Source organism: Microcella alkaliphila (assembly GCF_004216855.1).
GTDB lineage: Bacteria > Actinomycetota > Actinomycetes > Actinomycetales > Microbacteriaceae > Microcella > Microcella alkaliphila.
Genome location: NZ_SGXT01000014.1, coordinates 101,886 through 120,139 on the forward strand (window position 1 = coordinate 101,886; position 18,254 = coordinate 120,139).

12 protein-coding genes are annotated in these 18,254 nt (G+C 69.8%); 6 read left to right on the plus strand and 6 right to left on the minus strand.

The window, feature by feature from the left end; translation table 11 throughout:
* Positions 1-37 precede the first annotated feature (37 nt).
* Positions 38-4,336, minus strand: a complete 4,299-nt coding sequence (locus EV140_RS06200; RefSeq protein ID WP_130282143.1) for a rhamnogalacturonan lyase family protein — start codon at positions 4,334-4,336, stop codon at positions 38-40.
* A gap of 360 nt (positions 4,337-4,696) precedes the next feature.
* Between EV140_RS06200 and EV140_RS06205 the strand changes: the two genes are divergently transcribed.
* From EV140_RS06205 to EV140_RS06230, 6 genes are all read left to right on the plus strand, one after another.
* Positions 4,697-5,836, plus strand: a complete 1,140-nt coding sequence (locus tag EV140_RS06205; protein WP_130282481.1) for a Gfo/Idh/MocA family protein — start codon at positions 4,697-4,699, stop codon at positions 5,834-5,836.
* 9 nt (positions 5,837-5,845) lie between these two features.
* The gene (locus tag EV140_RS06210) at positions 5,846-7,057 is read left to right on the plus strand and encodes a dihydrodipicolinate synthase family protein (RefSeq protein WP_130282145.1); all 1,212 of its coding nucleotides are present in this window, start codon (positions 5,846-5,848) and stop codon (positions 7,055-7,057) included.
* A complete protein-coding gene (locus tag EV140_RS06215) occupies positions 7,054-7,932 on the plus strand; it encodes a sugar phosphate isomerase/epimerase family protein (RefSeq protein WP_130282147.1) in 879 nt (292 codons plus the stop codon). Before EV140_RS06210 ends, EV140_RS06215 begins: the two co-directional genes overlap by 4 nt.
* A gap of 73 nt (positions 7,933-8,005) precedes the next feature.
* On the plus strand, positions 8,006-9,520 hold the full coding sequence (gene arfA, locus EV140_RS06220; RefSeq protein ID WP_130282149.1) for an arabinosylfuranosidase ArfA: 1,515 nt from the start codon (positions 8,006-8,008) through the stop codon (positions 9,518-9,520).
* 41 nt (positions 9,521-9,561) lie between these two features.
* Complete coding sequence (locus tag EV140_RS06225) at positions 9,562-10,431, plus strand: beta-galactosidase (RefSeq protein WP_157985619.1); 870 nt, start codon at positions 9,562-9,564, stop codon at positions 10,429-10,431.
* A complete protein-coding gene (locus EV140_RS06230) occupies positions 10,409-11,563 on the plus strand; it encodes a hypothetical protein (RefSeq protein WP_130282153.1) in 1,155 nt (384 codons plus the stop codon). The genes EV140_RS06225 and EV140_RS06230 overlap by 23 nt, the downstream gene beginning before the upstream one ends.
* A gap of 22 nt (positions 11,564-11,585) precedes the next feature.
* Here EV140_RS06230 and EV140_RS06235 read toward each other — a convergent pair whose 3' ends face one another.
* From EV140_RS06235 to EV140_RS06255, 5 genes are all read right to left on the minus strand, one after another.
* A complete protein-coding gene (locus EV140_RS06235; protein ID WP_130282155.1) occupies positions 11,586-13,388 on the minus strand; it encodes an ABC transporter ATP-binding protein in 1,803 nt (600 codons plus the stop codon).
* Positions 13,389-13,468: 80 nt separating this feature from the next.
* The gene (locus EV140_RS06240) at positions 13,469-14,722 is read right to left on the minus strand and encodes a D-arabinono-1,4-lactone oxidase (RefSeq protein WP_130282157.1); all 1,254 of its coding nucleotides are present in this window, start codon (positions 14,720-14,722) and stop codon (positions 13,469-13,471) included.
* A 10-nt stretch (positions 14,723-14,732) separates the two neighbouring features.
* Positions 14,733-16,013, minus strand: a complete 1,281-nt coding sequence (locus EV140_RS06245; protein ID WP_130282159.1) for a saccharopine dehydrogenase family protein — start codon at positions 16,011-16,013, stop codon at positions 14,733-14,735.
* Between the two features lie 96 nt (positions 16,014-16,109).
* Positions 16,110-16,775, minus strand: a complete 666-nt coding sequence (locus tag EV140_RS06250; RefSeq protein ID WP_241971327.1) for a phosphatase PAP2 family protein — start codon at positions 16,773-16,775, stop codon at positions 16,110-16,112.
* A 43-nt stretch (positions 16,776-16,818) separates the two neighbouring features.
* A complete protein-coding gene (locus EV140_RS06255; RefSeq protein WP_130282486.1) occupies positions 16,819-18,048 on the minus strand; it encodes a multidrug effflux MFS transporter in 1,230 nt (409 codons plus the stop codon).
* Positions 18,049-18,254 lie beyond the last annotated feature (206 nt).

Below are 18,254 nucleotides of genomic sequence, written 5' to 3' on the forward strand. Positions count from 1 at the left end.
CGAAAACGACCGCGCCCCGCGCATCCCGAGTCGATGGCTACCGGACGCGCACGGTGACCGGTCGGCTCTCGGTGACCCCCGCCGCGTTCACGAACTCGGCGACGTATGTGTACGTGCCGGGCGCGCGATCCTCCGCGACGAACGAGACGCTCTGCGCGAGCGGCGTCTGCGCGACAAGCTCCTGCTCGTCGACGACATCGCCGTTCTCGAGCAGCCGGTACGACGTCGCGTTGGTTCCCCACCACAGGTTCGTCGTCACCGTGTACGTCGAGGCCTTGCCGTTGTGGTTCGTGTGACTGACGACGGGCACGCCCGGCGCAGCGTCACGAACGACGACGGTGACCGAGGTGGTGGCCGTCACCCCCGCGGCGTTGATCAGCTCGCCCGTGAACACGTAGCGCCCGTTCGGCAATCCGCTGATGCGGGTCGACGCGAGCTGCGCGTTCGGCGAATTCGGCGTCAGCAGTTGCTGATCGATGAGCTCGCCATCCTGATAGAGGCGATACACGCTGCCGTTCTCGCCCCACCACAGATTCATCATCACGGCGAAGTGACCGTCAGCGAGGCCGTAGTCCCAGCCGCTCGTCGTCGACAGGTTTCCGCGCGCCGGGGCGACCGTCGCGCCCTCGTCGGCGAAGACCGTGATCGTCGCCGACACGGTCGACGTGAGCCCCTGGTTGTTCACCGCAGTGACCACCAGCTCGCGCTCGCCGACGAGGCCGTCCAGCGCAATGCTCGCATCGGCAGCGACACGCTCGCCGTCGAAGGTCACCTCGACGGTCCGCACGCCCGACTCCGGGTCGGTGGCGACCACGTCGAGATCGAGCGTCGCCGACTCCGCGAGCAGAGCATCCTGCACGCCCGTGATGACCGGCGCCGACTCATCGGCCTCCGCCGTCGGCCCGCCCACAATCGCGACCGGCGGCATCGCCGGGCGCTCCATGTCGTGCCCGATGAAGAAGCTCGGGTGCGGCGGCTGGTTGTAGCTGACGTTCTGCCAGGCCACCGCCAGACGGTACTGCGAGTCGTGCATGAGGGTGTGGATGCGCGTGTCGGTCACGTACGGCGTCGCGTAGATGCGCAGCTCGGTGCTGTCTTCATCGCGCCACACGATCTCTTCACGCCAGTCGCCGAACAGGTCGGCCTGGATCACCGGGGTGCCCTTCGTACCGTTGTTCGCGAACGTGCCCTCGGCGCGGAAGACCTCGTCAACCTGTTCGGTCTCCCAGTTCCACTTCGAGATGACGGGCACGCCGGTGCGGCTCGCGGCATCCCAGTCGTGGTCGACGATCTCGCGCAGGGTGTCCCCCGTCCACCACGCGACGAAGTTCGCCGCCGGGATGGTGTTCGAGATGAGCGAGCCATCCGACGCGCGCAGCTGCCCGACCGTCGTGTTGAACGAGCCGTCGCCGCCGATCGCCCAGCCCTCGGCTCCGGGGAACCGCGGGTCGATGTCGGCCGCGGCCGCGCGACCCGTGTCGCGGGTCGCCGGGATCGCCCAAATGATCTCGCCGGTCGCAGCGTCGCGCATCGTGGCGCCGCGGTTGCCCGACTCGCCCATGCTCTCGTGCGCACCGAAGACCTCGAGGCCCTCGCGGTCGGGAATCAGGTTGCCCACGTGCAGGGCATCACCGTGCCCGAGCCCCGTGCTGTAGAGCAGGGTGCCGTCGTGGTTGACCGTCGCCTGGCCGAAGATGATCTCGTCCCGGCCGTCGCCATCGACATCGGCGATCGACAGCTGGTGGTTGCCCTGGCCGTACAGCGCGGCAGCCCCCGGCGTCGTGTCCGAGTCGATCACCCAGCGCTCGACGAGCTGCTTGTCGACCACGTCGTAGGCGGCAAGCACCGTGCGCGTGTAGTAGCCGCGGCTGAAGATGACGCTGGGCGTCTCTCCGTCGAGGTACGCGGTTCCGGCAAGGAACCGGTCGACCCGGTTACCGTAGGTGTCACCCCACGAGCCGACGTTGCCGCGCGGCGGCGTGTAGTCGATCGTGTGCAGCGCGCCACCGGTCTCACCGTCGAACAGGGTGAGGAACTCGGGGCCGCTCAGGATGTACCCACCGCTGTTGCGGAAGTCGGCGTCGGGGTTGCCGATGACGACACCCTGCCCGTCGACGGTCGCGTCAGCGGTCTTCAGCACGAGTTCGGCCTTGCCGTCGCCGTCGTAGTCGAAGGCCTGCAGCATCGTGTAATGCGCACCGGCCCGGATGTTGCGGCCCATGTCGATGCGCCACAGCTGCTCGCCCTCCATCGTGTAGGCGTCGATGAGCACGTTGCCCGTGTACCCGCTCTGCGAGTTGTCGCGCTCGTTCGACGGCGCCCACATGAGGATGAACTCGTACTTTCCGTCACCCGTCAGGTCGGCGACGGTGGCGTCACCGGCCGAGTACGTGAATTGCTGCCCGCCGGGCACCGTTCCGCCCTCAGGCTTGTTCAGCGGAATGGGGAAGTACGTCTCGTCCCACACCCCGAAGGCGTCCGTCTCCGTGACCTCGCGGTCGCCGCGGATGCTCGTGACGAGGTACGTGGAATCGGCCGCGCCGTCTGGGTCCAGCAGGTTCGTCGAGTCGGTGATCGGCGCATCCGTGATCTTCACGCCGTCTCGGTAGACGTGGAAGCCGAGATCAGGATCGTCGGTGCCGAGCAGTCGCCACGAGACGAGGACGCCCTCGTCCACGGGCAGGGCCGCCGGCGAGCGATCGAGGTACTCGGTCTGGCGCTGAAGCACCGTTGCCGCCTCTGACTGCAGCACCGCGGACGCCTCGGACGATCCGCCCTCGTTGACCGCGATCACGCGGTAGAAGAACGACAGCGTCGTCAAGATGTCGGTGTCGGAATACGAGGCGGATGCACTCTCACCGATCGTGAGGAACGGCGCGTCCGCGCGCGGCGCGCGCTGCACGAGGTAGTAGCGCGCACCCTCGACCGGCGCCCACGACAGCTCGACGAGGTTCTTGTCGATGTCGGTGACGGCCAGCCCACTGGGGGCGGCGGGCGCATCCGTATCGGGGTCGATGAGGCCGACGAGCAGTTCCTCCGACGGAACCGACTGGCGGCCGTCCTCCGACAGCGCGACGACGGCGTAGCGGTAGTCGCGGCCAAGGCGCGCGGTCGAGTCGGTGAAGCTCGGCTCGGCCGTCTCGCCGAGCACCGTGGCGCGGGCGTCGCCCTCGCCGGTGCGCAGCACGCGGTACGTCACGTCGTCAGCGGCGTCCCAGCCGAGCGTGACGCTCGAGGGGTCAGTGCTGAGGTCGATGCTCGTGACCGCGAGGCCCGTGGGGGCCAGCAGGGTCGGAATGATCGAGATGCCGTTGAAGCGTGACGAGTTGCCGCCGATGAGCACGTTGAGTTGACCGTCGGTCACCGTCACCGAGCCGTGGTCGACTTCGGTCACGAAGCCGGAGGCCGCGTTGCCGTTGCTGCTCTGCTGGCCCTCGAAGGCGAAGGTCGTCTGACTGGAGGCGATCGTGTCGCCGCTCCAAGTGCGCACGTCGTAGGTGCCGTTCGGCACGTCAACGAGAAGCTCGAAAGCGGCACCCGAGATGATGAAGTCGCGGATCATGTCGCCCAGCTCGCCGGGTTCGGCGCCGCGGAGGCGGTCGTTCAGGCCCGAGACGTTGGCGAAGCCAAATCCGCGCTCGGCGGAGTACGTCATCGAGCGATCAAGCGCCGTCCAGCCGGGCGCCACCGGGGCACCCACCGGGCCCGCGTCGAGCAGCAGCCCGCCGAACTCGCCGTCGTCCTCGACGGGCGGAGCCGTCGGGGCGAATTCGAGGCCGTTCAGGCGAATCGAGTTGCCCGAGATGCGCACGATGACGTGCCCGCCCTCCGCCACGATCGAGCCCCGGTTGACCTCGGCCACGAGGCCGGATGAAACCTGTCCGCCACCGAGGTCGACGCCGTCGATGGCGAAGCTCGTGTTACTCGAGGCGATGGTGTCACCGCTCCAGGTGCGCAGGTCGTAGGAACCGTCGGGAAGGTCAATGCGAACCTCGAAGGGCGCGCCCGAAATGACGAAGTCACCGGTCATGGCACCGAGTTCGCCCGGCTGTACACCGCGATTGCGGTCGTCGAGGCCGCTGGTCGTCACGAATCCATAGCCGCGCTCGGCGGTGTACGCCATCGTGCGATCGAGCGGCTGGAAGCCGGGTGCGACGGCTTGATTACTGGGGCCGGCATCGAGCCGGATGGTCGGAAGCTCGGGATCGGTTGCCGACGCGGGAGCCGCGATGGCGAGGGAGGCGGCGACCACGACCGCGGTCGCGAGACCGGCTGTTCGCCGGAATCGGGCGCGAAGGGCGGTGCCACGCGGGGGGCGGGAAACGGGGGAATCCACGAAAAAACTCCTTGAGACGTCGTTGACTAAGGACGGCGTGGCGGGATCCGCGTTCCCCGTCGACACTCTGCCGCGCCAGCCGCCGTCGATGTCGGGCCGGAACCGTGACAGAGTGGGAAAACGCATTCCACTACGGAACGATCGTTACACCCGCGGCGCGATTGCGCAACCCCACGCGCCCTCCCGCCCCTGCGCTGGGCCGAGTCGCGTGGCGGAGGCGAGCCCGCCACGCCGGGGTGTTGCGCACGCCGCGCACCTGCCCTACACTGCGGTAAACGCTTTCCCATCCGGGCGGTGTTCACACCCTCCCGGCCGCACCAGAAAGAGCCACACGTGTCAGAGTCGACAATCGGAATCATCATGAACGGCGCCAGCGGGCGCATGGGGTACCGCCAGCACCTGGTGCGCTCGATCCTCGCGATCCGCGAGCAGGGCGGAGTCGAACTCGCCGATGGGCGCCGCGTGCACGTGCGCCCTCTCCTGGTGGGCCGCAGTGAAGACAAGCTCGCCGAGCTGGCGAAACGTCACGACATTCCCGACTACACCACCGATCTCGATGGCGCTCTCGCCGACCCGACGTGGCAGATCTACGGCGACTTTCTCGTGACCAAGGCCCGCGCAGCTGCCATCAAGAAGGCCATCGCCGCGGGCAAGGCGATCTACACCGAGAAGCCGACCGCCGAGAACTACGACGACGCGCTCGAGCTCGCCCGACTCGCCTCCGAAGCGGGCGTGAAGAACGGCGTCGTGCACGACAAGCTGTACCTTCCCGGTCTGCAGAAGTTGAAGCGCCTGGTCGACTCCGGCTTCTTCGGCCAGATCCTCAGCGTGCGGGGTGAATTCGGCTACTGGGTTTTCGAGGGCGACTGGCACCCCGCGCAGCGGCCGAGCTGGAATTACCGCGCTGAGGACGGCGGCGGCATTACGGTCGACATGTTCCCGCACTGGAGCTACGTACTCGAGAACATCTTCGGTCGCGTCGAGTCCGTCTATGCCCGCGCCGTCACGCACATCCAGGCACGCGTCGATGAAGAGGGTCGCCCGTACCCGGCCACCGCCGACGACGCGGCGTACGCGATCTTCGAGTTGGAGGGCGGCATCGTCGCGCAACTCAACTCGAGTTGGGCCGTGCGGGTCAACCGCGACGAGCTCGTCGAATTCCAGGTCGACGGCACGCACGGCTCCGCGGTCGTCGGTCTCTTCGGCTGCAAGATCCAACCGCGAAACGCGACGCCGAAGCCGGTATGGAACCCCGACCTCGTCGACGAGATCGACTACGCCTCGACCTGGCTCGACGTGCCAACGAACGAGGTGTTCGAAAACGGCTTTAAGACGCAGTGGGAAGACTTCATCCGCCACGTCGTCGACGACGCTCCCCACCACTATGACTTCCTCGCCGGTGCGCGCGGCATGCTGCTGGCCGAGAAAGGCCTCGAGTCGTCGCGCTCGGGTCGTCGCATCGACCTGCCCATCATCAGCGTCTCGGGCGCACGCGTCTAGGTATCGCCGATGTCCCACCTCACCCTTCTGGCCGCCGACGGATCGACGCGCACGACCGAGTTGCGCGAGACCGTCGCCACGGCGCGGCCCTCGGCGCCGCTCCGCTCGCGCGTCGCCTACGCGGCCGCCCACGTCGTTCCGAAGACCGCATCGGAAACCGTGCCGGGGCATCCCGCCGACATCGACTGGGACGCGACGCTCGCCTTCCGGCACGAGGTGTGGTCGTGGGGTCTCGGCGTCGCCGACGCCATGGACACAGCTCAGCGCAACATGGGCCTTGACGCTGCGGCCACCCGCGAGCTGATCGGCCGCAGTGCCACCGAGGCAGCCTCGGTGAACGGTTCCCTCGTCGTTGGTGTCAACACCGACCACATCGGCGACGAGGTGATTTCTCTGCCCGCCGTGATCGACGCGTATCGCGAGCAGCTCGCGTTCGTCGAGCAGACCGGGGCGGGTGCGGTGCTCATGGCGAGTCGGCACCTCGCGCGCGTCGCCGACGGGCCCGACGACTACCGACGCGTCTACAACGCCGTGCTCGGTTCGGCCACCACGCCCGTGGTGCTGCACTGGCTGGGCACCGCCTTCGATCCGCACTTGGCGGGCTATTTCGGCTCGAACGACCAGGCCGAGGCGGCGGGCACAATGCTCGCGATCATCGCCGACAACGTCGACGTGGTGGCCGGCGTCAAGATGAGCTTGCTCGACGCCGACGCCGAGATCGCGGTACGCCGCCGCCTGCCCGACAGCGCCCGCATGTTCACCGGCGACGACTTCAATTACGTGTCGCTCATCGAGGGCGACGAGCACGGCTACTCGGATGCTCTGCTCGGCGCCTTCGCTGCCCTCGCGCCCTTGGCCTCCACCGCCATCCAGGCGCTCGACGCCGGCGACACGGCCGCGTATCGCCGCGTGCTCGGGCCGACCGAAGAGCTATCCCGGCACATCTTCGCGGCCCCCACCTTCTACTACAAGACGGGGATCGCGTTCATGTCGTGGCTGAATGGTCACCAGAGCGCCTTCCGAATGGTCGGCGGCCTCCACGCGGCGCGCAGCCTGCCGCACCTGTCGCGCACGGTCGAACTCGCGAACGCCGCGGGAGCCCTCACCGACCCCGAGCTCGCGGCCGCACGCTGGCACGCCCTGCTGTCGGTGAACGGCGTCGACGCGTCGCGCGCCACGATCGCACCACGCGCATCCACCCTCAGCGAGGTCGTCGCGTGAGCGCGACCGCGCGCCTGTCGCTGAACCAGGCGACCATCAAGCACGCCGATTTGGAAACCGCGCTGAGCGTCACGCGCGAGGCCGGCATCGAGAGCATCGGCCTGTGGCGCGAACCGGTCGCCGAGGTCGGTCTCGAGGTGGCCTGCCGCATGCTCGCCGATTCGGGTCTGCGATTCTCCTCCCTGTGTCGGGGCGGCTTCTTCACCGTCGAGAAGGAGCCGTCCCGGCGTGACGCCCTCGACGAGGTGCGGCGCGCGATCGACGAGACGGCGGCCCTGCATGCTGCGGGGGCCGAGGGCTCGGCACCCGTGCTCGTGATCGTCGCGGGCGGCCTGCCCGAGGGGTCGCGCGACCTGGCGGGCGCCCGGGCGCGCGTCTCGGAGGCGATCGCCGCCGTCGCGCCGCATGCACGTGCATCCGGTGTTCAGCTCGCGATCGAGGCGCTGCACCCGATGTATGTCTCTGACCGCGCCGTCGTCTCGACGCTCGGGCAGGCCCTCGACCTCGCCGAAGCGTTCGATCCGGACGTCGTCGGCGTCGTGATCGACAGCTTCCACGTGTTCTGGGACCCGCAGCTCCTGCAGCAGATTCGTCGGGCTGGGCGCGGCCGTCGGATCGCCAGCTACCAGGTGTGCGACTGGGCGACGCCGCTGCCCGCCGACGCCCTGCTCGCCCGCCACTACCCGGGCGACGGGGTGATTGACTTCGGCAGCATGACACGCGAGGTCGAACAGGCCGGCTACCGCGGCGATATCGAGGTCGAACTCTTCAACGCCGACATCTGGGCGAGGCCGTTCGCCGAGGTCGCTCGACGCACCCGCGAGAGCTTCGCCGACGCCGTCACGCCCTATATGTTGTCTACAACCGCAAAATAGCAGGCGGATGCTCGGCGACCGTCACGGTCGCCGCTCGCGCCCCTGCCCCGTCACCGCCGACAGGGAAGCCTTCATGACCTCCACCGCCCGCATCACCGTCCACCCCTCCTTCGTGCGGGGACACATCGACCGACGCATCTTCGGCTCGTTCGTGGAACACCTCGGTCGCGCCGTCTACACCGGCATCTACGAGCCCGGCCACCCCACCGCCGATGCCGACGGCTTCCGCGGGGACGTCGCTGAACTGACGCGCGAACTCGGCACGACCGTCGTGCGCTACCCCGGCGGCAACTTCGTCAGCAACTACATCTGGGAGGACGGCGTCGGGCCGCGGGACGACCGCCCGAGCCGCATCGACCTCGCCTGGCGCACGATCGAGCCGAACGAGATCGGCACCGACGAGTTCGTCGCGTGGACGAAGAAGACCGGCACCGAGCCGATGATGGCCGTGAACCTGGGTACCCGCGGCGCGGCCGAAGCGGCCGCGCTCGTCGAGTACTGCAACACTTCGGGCGGCACCACGTGGTCGGAGCTGCGCCGCCGCAACGGCTACGACGAACCGCACGCTATTCGCCTGTGGTGCCTCGGCAACGAAATGGACGGGCCGTGGCAGATCGGCCACAAGACGGCCGACGACTACGGCAAGATCGCGAGCCAAGCCGCCCAGGCGATGCGCCGCGTCGACCCCACGATCGAGTTCGTCGCGTGCGGCAGCTCGTCGCGCGAGATGGACACGTTCGGCGAGTGGGAGCGCGTCGTGCTCGAGCACACCTTCGACGACGTCGACTACATCTCGGTGCACGCCTACTACCAGGAGCGCGACGGCGACCGGCAGAGCTTCCTCGCGAGCGGCGCCAGTTTCGAGGCGTTCATGCACGAGGTCATCGCGACGGCCGACGCCGTGGCCGCCCGTCGTCACTCGGACAAGCGCATCCGCCTGTCCGTCGACGAATGGAACGTCTGGTACATCGACAACTTCGCCGGCGAGGACAACCTCGAGCTGCTCGAGCAGCCCCGCCTGATCGAAGACGTGTATTCGACGATCGACGCCGTCGTCGTCGGCGACCTGCTCGGCACGCTGCTGCGCAACGCCGACCGCGTGGCGATCGCCTGCCTCGCCCAGCTCGTCAATGTGATCGCCCCGATCATGACCGAGCCGGGCGGCGAGGCCTGGCGCCAGACGACGTTCTACCCGATCGCGCTGCTCGCGCAGCACGCAAGCGGCGTGGCCCTGGATGCTCGCAGCGACTCGCCGAGACTCGTCACCGCCAAGCACGGTGAGGTCGACGCGGTCTCGACCGTGGTCACCTGGAATGCCGACGCCGGTGAACTCGTCGTCGGTCTCACCAACCGCTCGACCGAGCCGGTCGAGGTCACGATCGATCACGTGGGATTCGTCGACGCGTCACTCTCCGACGCGCGCGCCATCGTCGCCGACCACGAGGGGCCCCGCCACACCGCTGAGTCGGCGCGCGCCGCTGAGCCGCAGCCGCTCGACGGGGTGAGCGTCCGAGACGCTGCAACGACGCTGACGGTGCCAGCGGAAAGCTGGAGCTTCCTGCGGATCGCCGCCCGCGCATCCGCATGACCCGCGCGGCGGCCACGCCGACGCCGCAGGCTCGCCACGGGGTGACGCACTCCCGCGTCACGCTGACCCGGGAGGCCGTGCTCGTCGACGACACCCCCACCGTGCCCGTTTCGGGTGAGCTGCACTACAGTCGGGTGCCCCGCGAACGGTGGGAGGAACGACTGCGCCTGCTGCGGTCGGGCGGCGTCACGGTCGTGTCGAGCTACGTGTTCTGGAATCACCATCAGCCGCGGCTCGATGCGGAGCCCGACTTCAACGACCGGCTCGACGTCGCCGCGTTCGTGTGCGCTGCCGCCGACGCCGGGCTGTTCGTGATCCTGCGCATCGGGCCGTGGTGCCACGGCGAGGCACGGTACGGCGGGCTGCCCGATGAGGTCGCGACCGCGGCGCACCCCGTTCGCACCGACGACCCGCGCTACCTCGCTCAGGTCGAGGCCTGGTGGCGAGCACTGGCCGGCCACCTCGACGCGGTTCTCGGCCCCGACGGACCCGTGGTGGGCATCCAGATCGAGAACGAACTCGTCGACGACCCCGCCCACATCGCCACCCTCGCCGCGCTTGCCCGCCGCCTCGGCCTGAGTGCCGCCATCACGACCGCCACCGCGTGGATGGGAGCGCGGCTGCCGATCGACGACGTCATGCCGCTCTACGGCGGCTACAGCGACGGCTTCTGGGTCGACCACGACGCGCCATGGCACGACACTTTCCGCGAGCACTTCTTCTTCAGCCACGTCTGGGACGACCCCGGCATCGGTGCCGACGTCACCGCACGGGATGCACGCCCCGCGCCGCCCGCGGACGTGCCCGTCCCCGGCGCCCACTACCCCGTTGCGACGTGCGAGCTCGGCGGGGGCATGGCGACCGCCTACCACCGACGCCCGCGGCCGGATGCCCTCGAGGCTGCCCGCTGAGCTGCCCCGCGGGCTCGACGATACGACCACCGTGCGCTGGGCGGCCCGCACCGACGGACGCGCCGCACTTGCCGTCGTGTCGTGGCACCAACCGCACCGGCCCCTGCCGACGCTGCACGACGTGCAGCTGGACGTGCCGGTCGGCGACGGCGGCCACCGCTGTGTCGAGGCCGTGCCCGCCCTGCCGGTCGACCTGCCAGCGGGCACGCTCGCCCACTGGCCGGTGCGGTGGCCGATCGGCGCGCTCACGCTGGGCTCCGCGTCGGCGTCGCTCATCACCGAACTTCCCGGCCCCACACCCGTCACGGTCCTCGCCGCGCACGACGCCGTGCCCGTGCTGCTCAGCGTGGCTGCGAGCGCCGTCGTGACCGGAGACGGCGTCGAGGCGGTGGGCGGGCATCCGGGTGTCTGGCGGGTCGATGCGAGCGCACCGCGCGTCATCGAACTTGTCGACGGCGATGCGGCGGCTCGGATGCTCGTGCTCAGCACCGACGATGCGTCCGCGGCATGGGTGCTCACCACCCAGCGCGGCCGCGAGCTCGTCGTCAGCACCGACGATGTCTGGGTCGACGCCGCGGGCCGGATCGTCGTGCGCTCACTCGGCGGCACGCCCTCAGCGCGACGGTTCGACACGCGGGCGGGTGCGTGGGTCGACCTGCCGCTGAGCGGCGAGACCGGGCACTCCGTCGCCGTGTCGGCGATCGCCACCACGGCCGGCACCCCCGTGCCCGCGGGGTACGGCGCACGCGAGCGTCGGGCGGCGGCGCCCTCCGCCGACGAGCGAGAACGGCATGCCCACCGGTGGTCACTGAGCGGGCTCGACGCGCTCGGGCCCGACGATGATCCCGTGCTCACCGTCGACTGGGCGGGTGACGTCGCCGAGCTGGCAATCGATGGCCGCGTGGTGCTCGACCGCTTCTGGGACGGCTCGCCGTGGATTGTCCGGCTACGCGACCACGGGTGGCGGCCGGGGTCGGCGCTCGAGGTGCGCGTGGTTCCACTGCACGCCGAGGCGGCCGTGCATCTCCCCCGCGATGCGGCCGCGCGCCGGTCAGCTGCGGGCAGCGAGCCGCTCGTGGCGCTGGATGCCGTCACGTGCGCAACCCTCGGTGTCGCGGTCAAGACGCAGTAGTCAGTAGACCGTCAGCCGGTCGTCAACCGGCCTGCACCCGGTGCAGTTGCGCGTAGCGGCCGTCGGCGGCGAGCAGCTCGTCGTGGCTGCCCTGCTCGACGATGCGGCCGCGCTCGAGCACCACGATGCGGTCGGCGCTGCGGATCGTCGACAGGCGGTGGGCGACCACGAGGGTCGTGCGGCCGCGCATGAGCCGCGACAGCGCGTCGGCGATCACGGCCTCCGACTCGCTGTCGAGCGCGCTCGTCGCCTCATCGAGCAGCAGGATGCTCGGGTCGCGCACGAGCGCCCGTGCGATCGACAGGCGCTGCCGCTGCCCTCCCGAGAGCCGCGCCCCCCGCTCGCCGACCCGCGTGTGCCAGCCCTCGGGCAGCGCCGTCACGATGTCGAGCGCGTTCGCGTCGCGCAGGGCTTGTTCGACCGTCGCGTCGTGAACGTCGCCGAGGCCGTACGTGATGTTGTCGCGGATCGATCCTTCGAACAGCACCGACTCTTGCGGCACGACCGACACGTGTCGCCGCACGGCGCGCAGGTCGAGCGTCGACGCGTCAACGCCGTCGATGAGCACGCGGCCGTCGGTGGGTCGCACGAAACCCAGCACGAGGTTCAGCAGGGTGGACTTACCCGAGCCCGATGGTCCGACGAAGGCAACCGTCTCGCCCGGGGCGATCGAGAGGGTGAGCCCGTCGAGGGCGGGGGCCGATGTCGGCGGGTCGCCTGGTGCATCCGCGTCGGGGTAGCGGAAGGTGACCGCGTCGAGGGCGATCGCGCCGCTCGGGCGAGCGGCGACGGCCCGACCGGCGTTGTGCTCGATGTCGGGGTCCTGCAAAACCTCGGCGATCGAGCGCACCGACTCGGTGCCCCGGGCGATGATCGGCAGCAGCATGAGCAGGCCGGTCGCCGCCGTGGTCAGCAGCGCGAAGTAGGAGCTCAACAGCACCACCTGGCCGGGCGAGATCGGCAGCAGCCCCGAGATCGCGAAGTAGGCGGCGAGCACGAGACACGCAACGCCGAGAAGCTGCAGCGTCACCCACGACAGGGAGGCGAAGCGTCCGTTCAAGAGGTCGAGGCGGTAGCCCGCGGTGCGCACGCCCTCAGCGCCCGCCGCGACGCGGTCGGTGGCGATGTGCTCGAGGCCGTGGGCGCGGGTGATGGGCATGAGGCTCGCCATCTCGCCGACGCGGGCCGAGAAGTGCTCGACCTCGCGGCGGAACAGCTCGTTGCGTTCGCGGCTGCGCCGCATCAGGATCGCGCGCAAGAGCACGGCGAGCGGAATCGCCAGCGCGTACACGGGCAAGAACTGCGGCACCTCGATGGCCGTCATGACGATCGCGCCAATCAGCACCATGGTTGCCGACAGCAGCGGGTGGGTGACCTGCTGCAGCATGACCTCGACGTTTTCGACGTCACGCACGACCTTCGTCTGCACGATAGACGAGTTCGCGCGCGTGTGGAAGCCGATCGACAGCTGCTGCAGCCGGTTGGCGAGCGCGTTGCGCAGGCCCGCCCCGAGGGAGCGCACGGCCCCCATGAAGAGCTTCGTGTAGAGCACGTGATTGGGGTAGTGCTGGGCGAGGGTGGCAAGCGCGATGCCGGCCCAGAGCCAGAGCGAGCTTGCGGGACCGCCGGCGACCACGATGTCGATGATCTGTGCCGTGACAACCGGCAGCATCCAGACGGGGGTCTCTTTCACCGCGAAGGCGGCAACGGCGCCCGCCATGCGCCAGCGGTGCAGGCCCAGCAGGCGCAGCACACTGCGCACGGGATGCGCGCCCTCGACGATCTCGGGGCGCACCTCGCGCACGTGGGAAAACGCTTGCCGCATGGGTACAGTCTGCCGTATGCGGCCCGCCCAGAGCGCGCGTCGCCCGGCCATGCGCGAGCCTCCCAAGCCCGGCCCGGGCTCTACATGCCCCACGCGGCGAGCTGGGCGTTGCGGAAGACGCGGTCAGGGTCGAACTGCCTGCGCAGATCGGCGGCGTCGGCGAACCGCGGCCACCGTGACGCGAGCGTGTGCGCATCCAGTGTGAAGACCTTCCCCCAGTGCGGGCGTGCGTCGAATGGCGCGAGGGCCGCCTCGATCCGCGGCAGCACAGTGCGCACGCCCGCCACGTCGGGGCGCCACGTGAAATGGATGCCGATGGTGTCGCGCCCGTACGCGCCCGACAGCCACAGGTCGTCGGCGCGGATGCTGCGAATCTCGCTGACGAAAAGCAGGCTCGCGAGCTCCGGACCGAGCGACCGCATGGCCCTCAACGCATCGACCGCACGGTCACGCGGAACGAAGTACTCCGACTGCAGCTCGTCGCCGTTCGACGGGGTGAACTCGGCGCGGAAGTGCGGCAAGCGCTCGTGCCACGGCCCCGGCGCTCCCGTCTGGTCGGTGCAGTTCTCGGCGGGTTCGCCGTCGAGCGGGTGCCCGGGAGCCCCAGCCCGCGTCGCGCCGTCGAGAGCGGGCGGCGCGAGCGACCCGCGAGCCTTTCGCCACACCTGGTCGATTCGTTCCGGATCGACCCACGTCGTGAACATGCTGACGCTGTCGGCAGACCCCATGACGGTGTCGAGATTGTCGAGCGCCGTCTCCCACGGCAGGCCCCGGTCAACCACCTGGGTCATGGTGTAGCTCGGCTCCACCTCCAGTTCGACGCGCGTCACGACCCCGAGCGCTCCGAGTGCGACGACCGCGCCGGCGAAGTCGGCGTCTGCGCGGCGCAGCGTGACGAGAGACCCGTCGGCCCGCACCACGTCGAGAGCGGTGACGGCGCTCGCGAGCGAGCCCGCCGCATCCCCCGAGCCGTGGGTTCCGGTCGCGATCGCGCCGGCCACCGTGATGTGCGGAAGCGACGCCATCGCGCCGAGCGCCCAGCCCAACGCGTCGAGTGCGCGCGCCACCTCCGCGTAGCGCATGCCGCCAGACACGGATGCGGTGCGCGCGTTCTCGTCGACCGTCACCTCGGCGGGAAGCGCCTCCGTCGACACCATCAGGTCGGCGCTGTCGGCGAGCGCCGTAAAGGTGTGTCGTGAGCCCACGGCGCGCACCGACGTGGCCGTGCGGACAAGGTCGGCGAGCTCATCGATGCTCGTCGGGTGCGCAAGGCGGGGAGCGGTGAATGAGATGTTGCCGGCCCAGTTGCGGCCCGCCGTGGTGGTGTCGGTCACCCGCGAAAGACTACGCGCGGCTCGGCGTGCGCTCCTCGAGACCCCACGCCTGGCCGTAGCCGCCTTCGCTCTCAGGCTTCGCCATCAGGTCGAGGAAGGGCTTCGCGTCGAACGCCTCCGGGCCGAGCACGCCGGCGCCGCTCCAGGCGCCGGTCGCGAGCAGCTCGAGCGCGACGACCGGGTTGAGGGCGGTCTGCCAGACGACGCACTGGGCCTCGTACTCGGCCATCGTCCACTCGTTGTCGCTCACGTGGTAGAGGTACACCTCGCGCGGCTGGCCGTCCTTCCCCGTGCCCGTCGCCCAGAGGCCGGCGCAGGTCTTGCCGGTCATGCGCGGGCCGAGGGTTGCGGGGTCGGGCAGGCTGGCCGCGACGACGTCGCGCGGGCTGACCTCGACGGGCCCGTTCGCGCTGCGCACGCGAATCGGCTCTGTCTTGTCGAGCCCCAACTGGTTGAGGGCCTTCAGAATGCCAATGAACTCGTCGCCGAGCCCGTACTTAAAGGTGACGCGCTTCGCGTCGAGCCAGCGCGGCATGAGCAGCACCTCTTCGTGCTCGACGTTGACGCACTCGACCGGGCCGATGCCCTCAGGAAAGTCGAAGACCTCCGGCTCGCTGAACGGCGGCGTCGTGAACCAGCCCTTGTCCTTCTCGAAGATCACGGGCGGGTTCAGGCACTCTTCGATGGTGGTCCAGATTGAGAACGACGGGGCGAAGATCTCGTTGCCCTCGTCGTCGCACACGACCAGGTTGGCGCCGTCGCGCGTGCCGAGCTCGTCGACCTCGCTGAAGAGGTGGTCGACGGCGTAGCGGGCGAACACGTCCGACAGGCCGGGCTCAACGCCCATGCCGACGAGCGCCAGGCGGCCGGCGGCCTCCCACTCGTCGGCGCCCGCGAACTGCTCGTCGCCGAGCTTCACGCCGGTTTCGGCGTAGGGGTTCGACGGGTGCGGAACCGACAGGCTCATCGCCATGTCCATGTAGTCGGCACCAGCGGCGATCGCACCGCGGAAGATCGGCATGACGAACTTCGGCTCGACGGCGTTCATCACGTGGGTGGCGCCGTGCTCGCGCGCTACCTTCTCGACGACAGCCGCATCCGAGGCGTCGATCTGCGCGGCAACGAAGCGGTCGCCCTGGTCACCGTGCTTCGCGGCGATCCACGCGATGGTTCGCTCGGCGCGGCTGATGTCGTAGTCACTCACGATCATCTGCTCGAAGAACGAGCGGCGGGCGGCGATCTTGGCGATGGCGTCTCCGACGCCTCCGGCGCCGACAAGGAGAATCTTCATGCGGGCCATTTTATCCAGATGGACAATAACGCGCAAGAGGGATGCGCATCCCTAATACTCGACGGATGCCCGTCACGCGCGGGCACTCCTCTCGCGTCAGCCGCCGAGGGACGCGCGCGCCCGCGGCTCAGCCGCCAGCCGGTCGGCGATCGGAGCCCACAGCACCACCGCGACCCCCGCGCCGAGGAGCGCGCCACCGATCGTGTCGGTGACCCAGTGCACGCCGAGGTAGGTGCGCGCGAGCGCCATCGCGACCACGTACGCGGCCCCGGCCAGCCACACCCACCAGCGCGAGCGCTCGAGACCGAAGACGAGGGCGAGCACCACCGCGATCGTCGCCGCGTTCGCCACGTGACCCGACGGGAACGACCCCTCGTCGCTCGCCACCAGCATGAACTCGGGGCGGGCGCGATCGAACAGCGCTTTCAGCAGCTGCACGAGCCCAGCGCTGACCGCCGCCGCCACGATCGAGAACCCCGCCGCCCACGGGCGACGCAGAGCGAGCAGCCAGATCACCATCGCGAGCGGCACGATCACGACGCCCACCAGGTGCCCGCCGATCCAGTCAAGGAACAGCGCCGGAACGTCGAACCAGGGGCCGCGCTCCTCGAGCAGCTCGCTCATGAACTCCTCGTCGGCCCCGAGCGGCGACCCGCGCAGCGCGATCAACGCGCCGAGCAGCACGGCGACCCCCATGCCGACGCCGGCGCTGATCACCGGCCAGCGGCGACGAATCTTTCGGGCCTCGCGAACAGTAGACATGCGCGCGACGCTAGCGCAGCATCCCTGTCGACCGCGGAAACGCTCAGCGACTGAGCGGCGGAACCGTCCACGGGCGCACGACCGCCCACAGCGACACGACCGCGAGGGCGCCGCAGACGGCCATCATCGCGCCCATCGGCACCGAGTTCGTGATGCCGAAGAGGCCAACGATCGGCGAGAGTGTGCCGGCGAGTCCGAAGTTGAGGGCGCCGAGCAGAGACGCGGCCGTGCCGGCCTCCTTGCCGTGGTTCGCAAGCGCCAGCACCTGCACGCAGGGGAAGCCGAAGCCGCACGCCGTGATGAAGAACCACAGCGGCACGATCGTGCCGAGGAGGCCAGCGCCGGCCGAGTCGAGCACGACGATCGCGGTCGCGCTGAGGACGAGGACGGCGGTCGAAACGCCAAGGATCCACTGCGGGCCGACAAACTTCGCCAGCCTCGAGGCGATCTGCACGCCCGCGACCACGCCGACCGAGTTGATGGCGAACAGCAGGCCGTAGCCCTGTGCATCCAGGCCGTAGACGCCTTGAAACAGGAACGACGACGCCGACAGGTAGACGAACAGGCCCGAGAAGGTGAAGCCGCCCACCAGCGCGACGCCGACGAAGATGCGGTCGCCGAACAGCGACCGGTAGCGCTGCCCGATCGTCGAGTGGCCCGGGTCGACGCGGCGCGCGGGAGGCAGCGTCTCAACGATGAACAGCCACGACGCCAGCACGATGACGACGCCGTAGATGGCGAGGAAGACGAAGAGCCCCCGCCACTCTGTCACCAGCAGCAGCTGCGAGCCGATGATGGGAGCGGCGATCGGCGCGAGGCCGTTCACGAGGGCGAGGCGCGACAGCATGCGCACGAGCGGGTAGCCACCGAACAGGTCGCGCACGGTCGCCATCGCGACGACGGCACCGGCCGCCGCGCCCGCGCCCTGCAGCACGCGGGCGACCATCAGCCAGGTGATGTCGGGGGCGAGCACCACGCCGATGCTCGCGGCGACGTGCACGGTTGTCGCAACGATGAGCGGCAGGCGGCGGCCCACCTTGTCGCTCCACGGGCCGACGAGCAGCTGGCCGAGGGCGAAGCCGATCATCGTGGCGGTGAGCGTGAGTTGGATCGTCGCCGTGCTGACGTCGAGCTCGGCCTCGATCGCGGGGAACGCCGGCAGGTACAGGTCGACCGTGAACGGTCCGAGCGCCGTGAGTGCGCCCAGCACTATGACGTAGACGAGGCGCTGACGGCGGGTCAGCGAGTCTCCGGGATGCACGACGGTCGTCACGCGGGCTGCCTTTCTGGGCGCGTCGGCGCGGGCGGCGTCGGCGCGTCGGTGCGAGCGGTCGGTCTGGGGCGGCGGTGCTGGTCGCGCACGGTGGCTCGCGGGCGACGTCGACGCGATGGCGGTCGCGTCGACGTCGGCAGGCGGTCGGATGCGCAGCTCGCGCGGGCGGGACGGATCGCCGTTCACAAACCCCCGGCCTCCGCACT

What these genes read in the sequence shown, in the direction of transcription:
- EV140_RS06210 (WP_130282145.1), top strand. Translation starts at nt 5,846, where the DNA reads ATGTCCCACCTCACCCTTCTGGCCGCCGACGGATCGACGCGCACGACC.
- EV140_RS06245 (WP_130282159.1), bottom strand. Translation starts at nt 16,013, where the DNA reads ATGAAGATTCTCCTTGTCGGCGCCGGAGGCGTCGGAGACGCCATCGCC.
- EV140_RS06235 (WP_130282155.1), bottom strand. Translation starts at nt 13,388, where the DNA reads ATGCGGCAAGCGTTTTCCCACGTGCGCGAGGTGCGCCCCGAGATCGTC.
- arfA (WP_130282149.1), top strand. Translation starts at nt 8,006, where the DNA reads ATGACCTCCACCGCCCGCATCACCGTCCACCCCTCCTTCGTGCGGGGA.
- EV140_RS06205 (WP_130282481.1), top strand. Translation starts at nt 4,697, where the DNA reads ATGAACGGCGCCAGCGGGCGCATGGGGTACCGCCAGCACCTGGTGCGC.
- EV140_RS06250 (WP_241971327.1), bottom strand. Translation starts at nt 16,775, where the DNA reads ATGTCTACTGTTCGCGAGGCCCGAAAGATTCGTCGCCGCTGGCCGGTG.
- EV140_RS06230 (WP_130282153.1), top strand. Translation starts at nt 10,409, where the DNA reads ATGCCCTCGAGGCTGCCCGCTGAGCTGCCCCGCGGGCTCGACGATACG.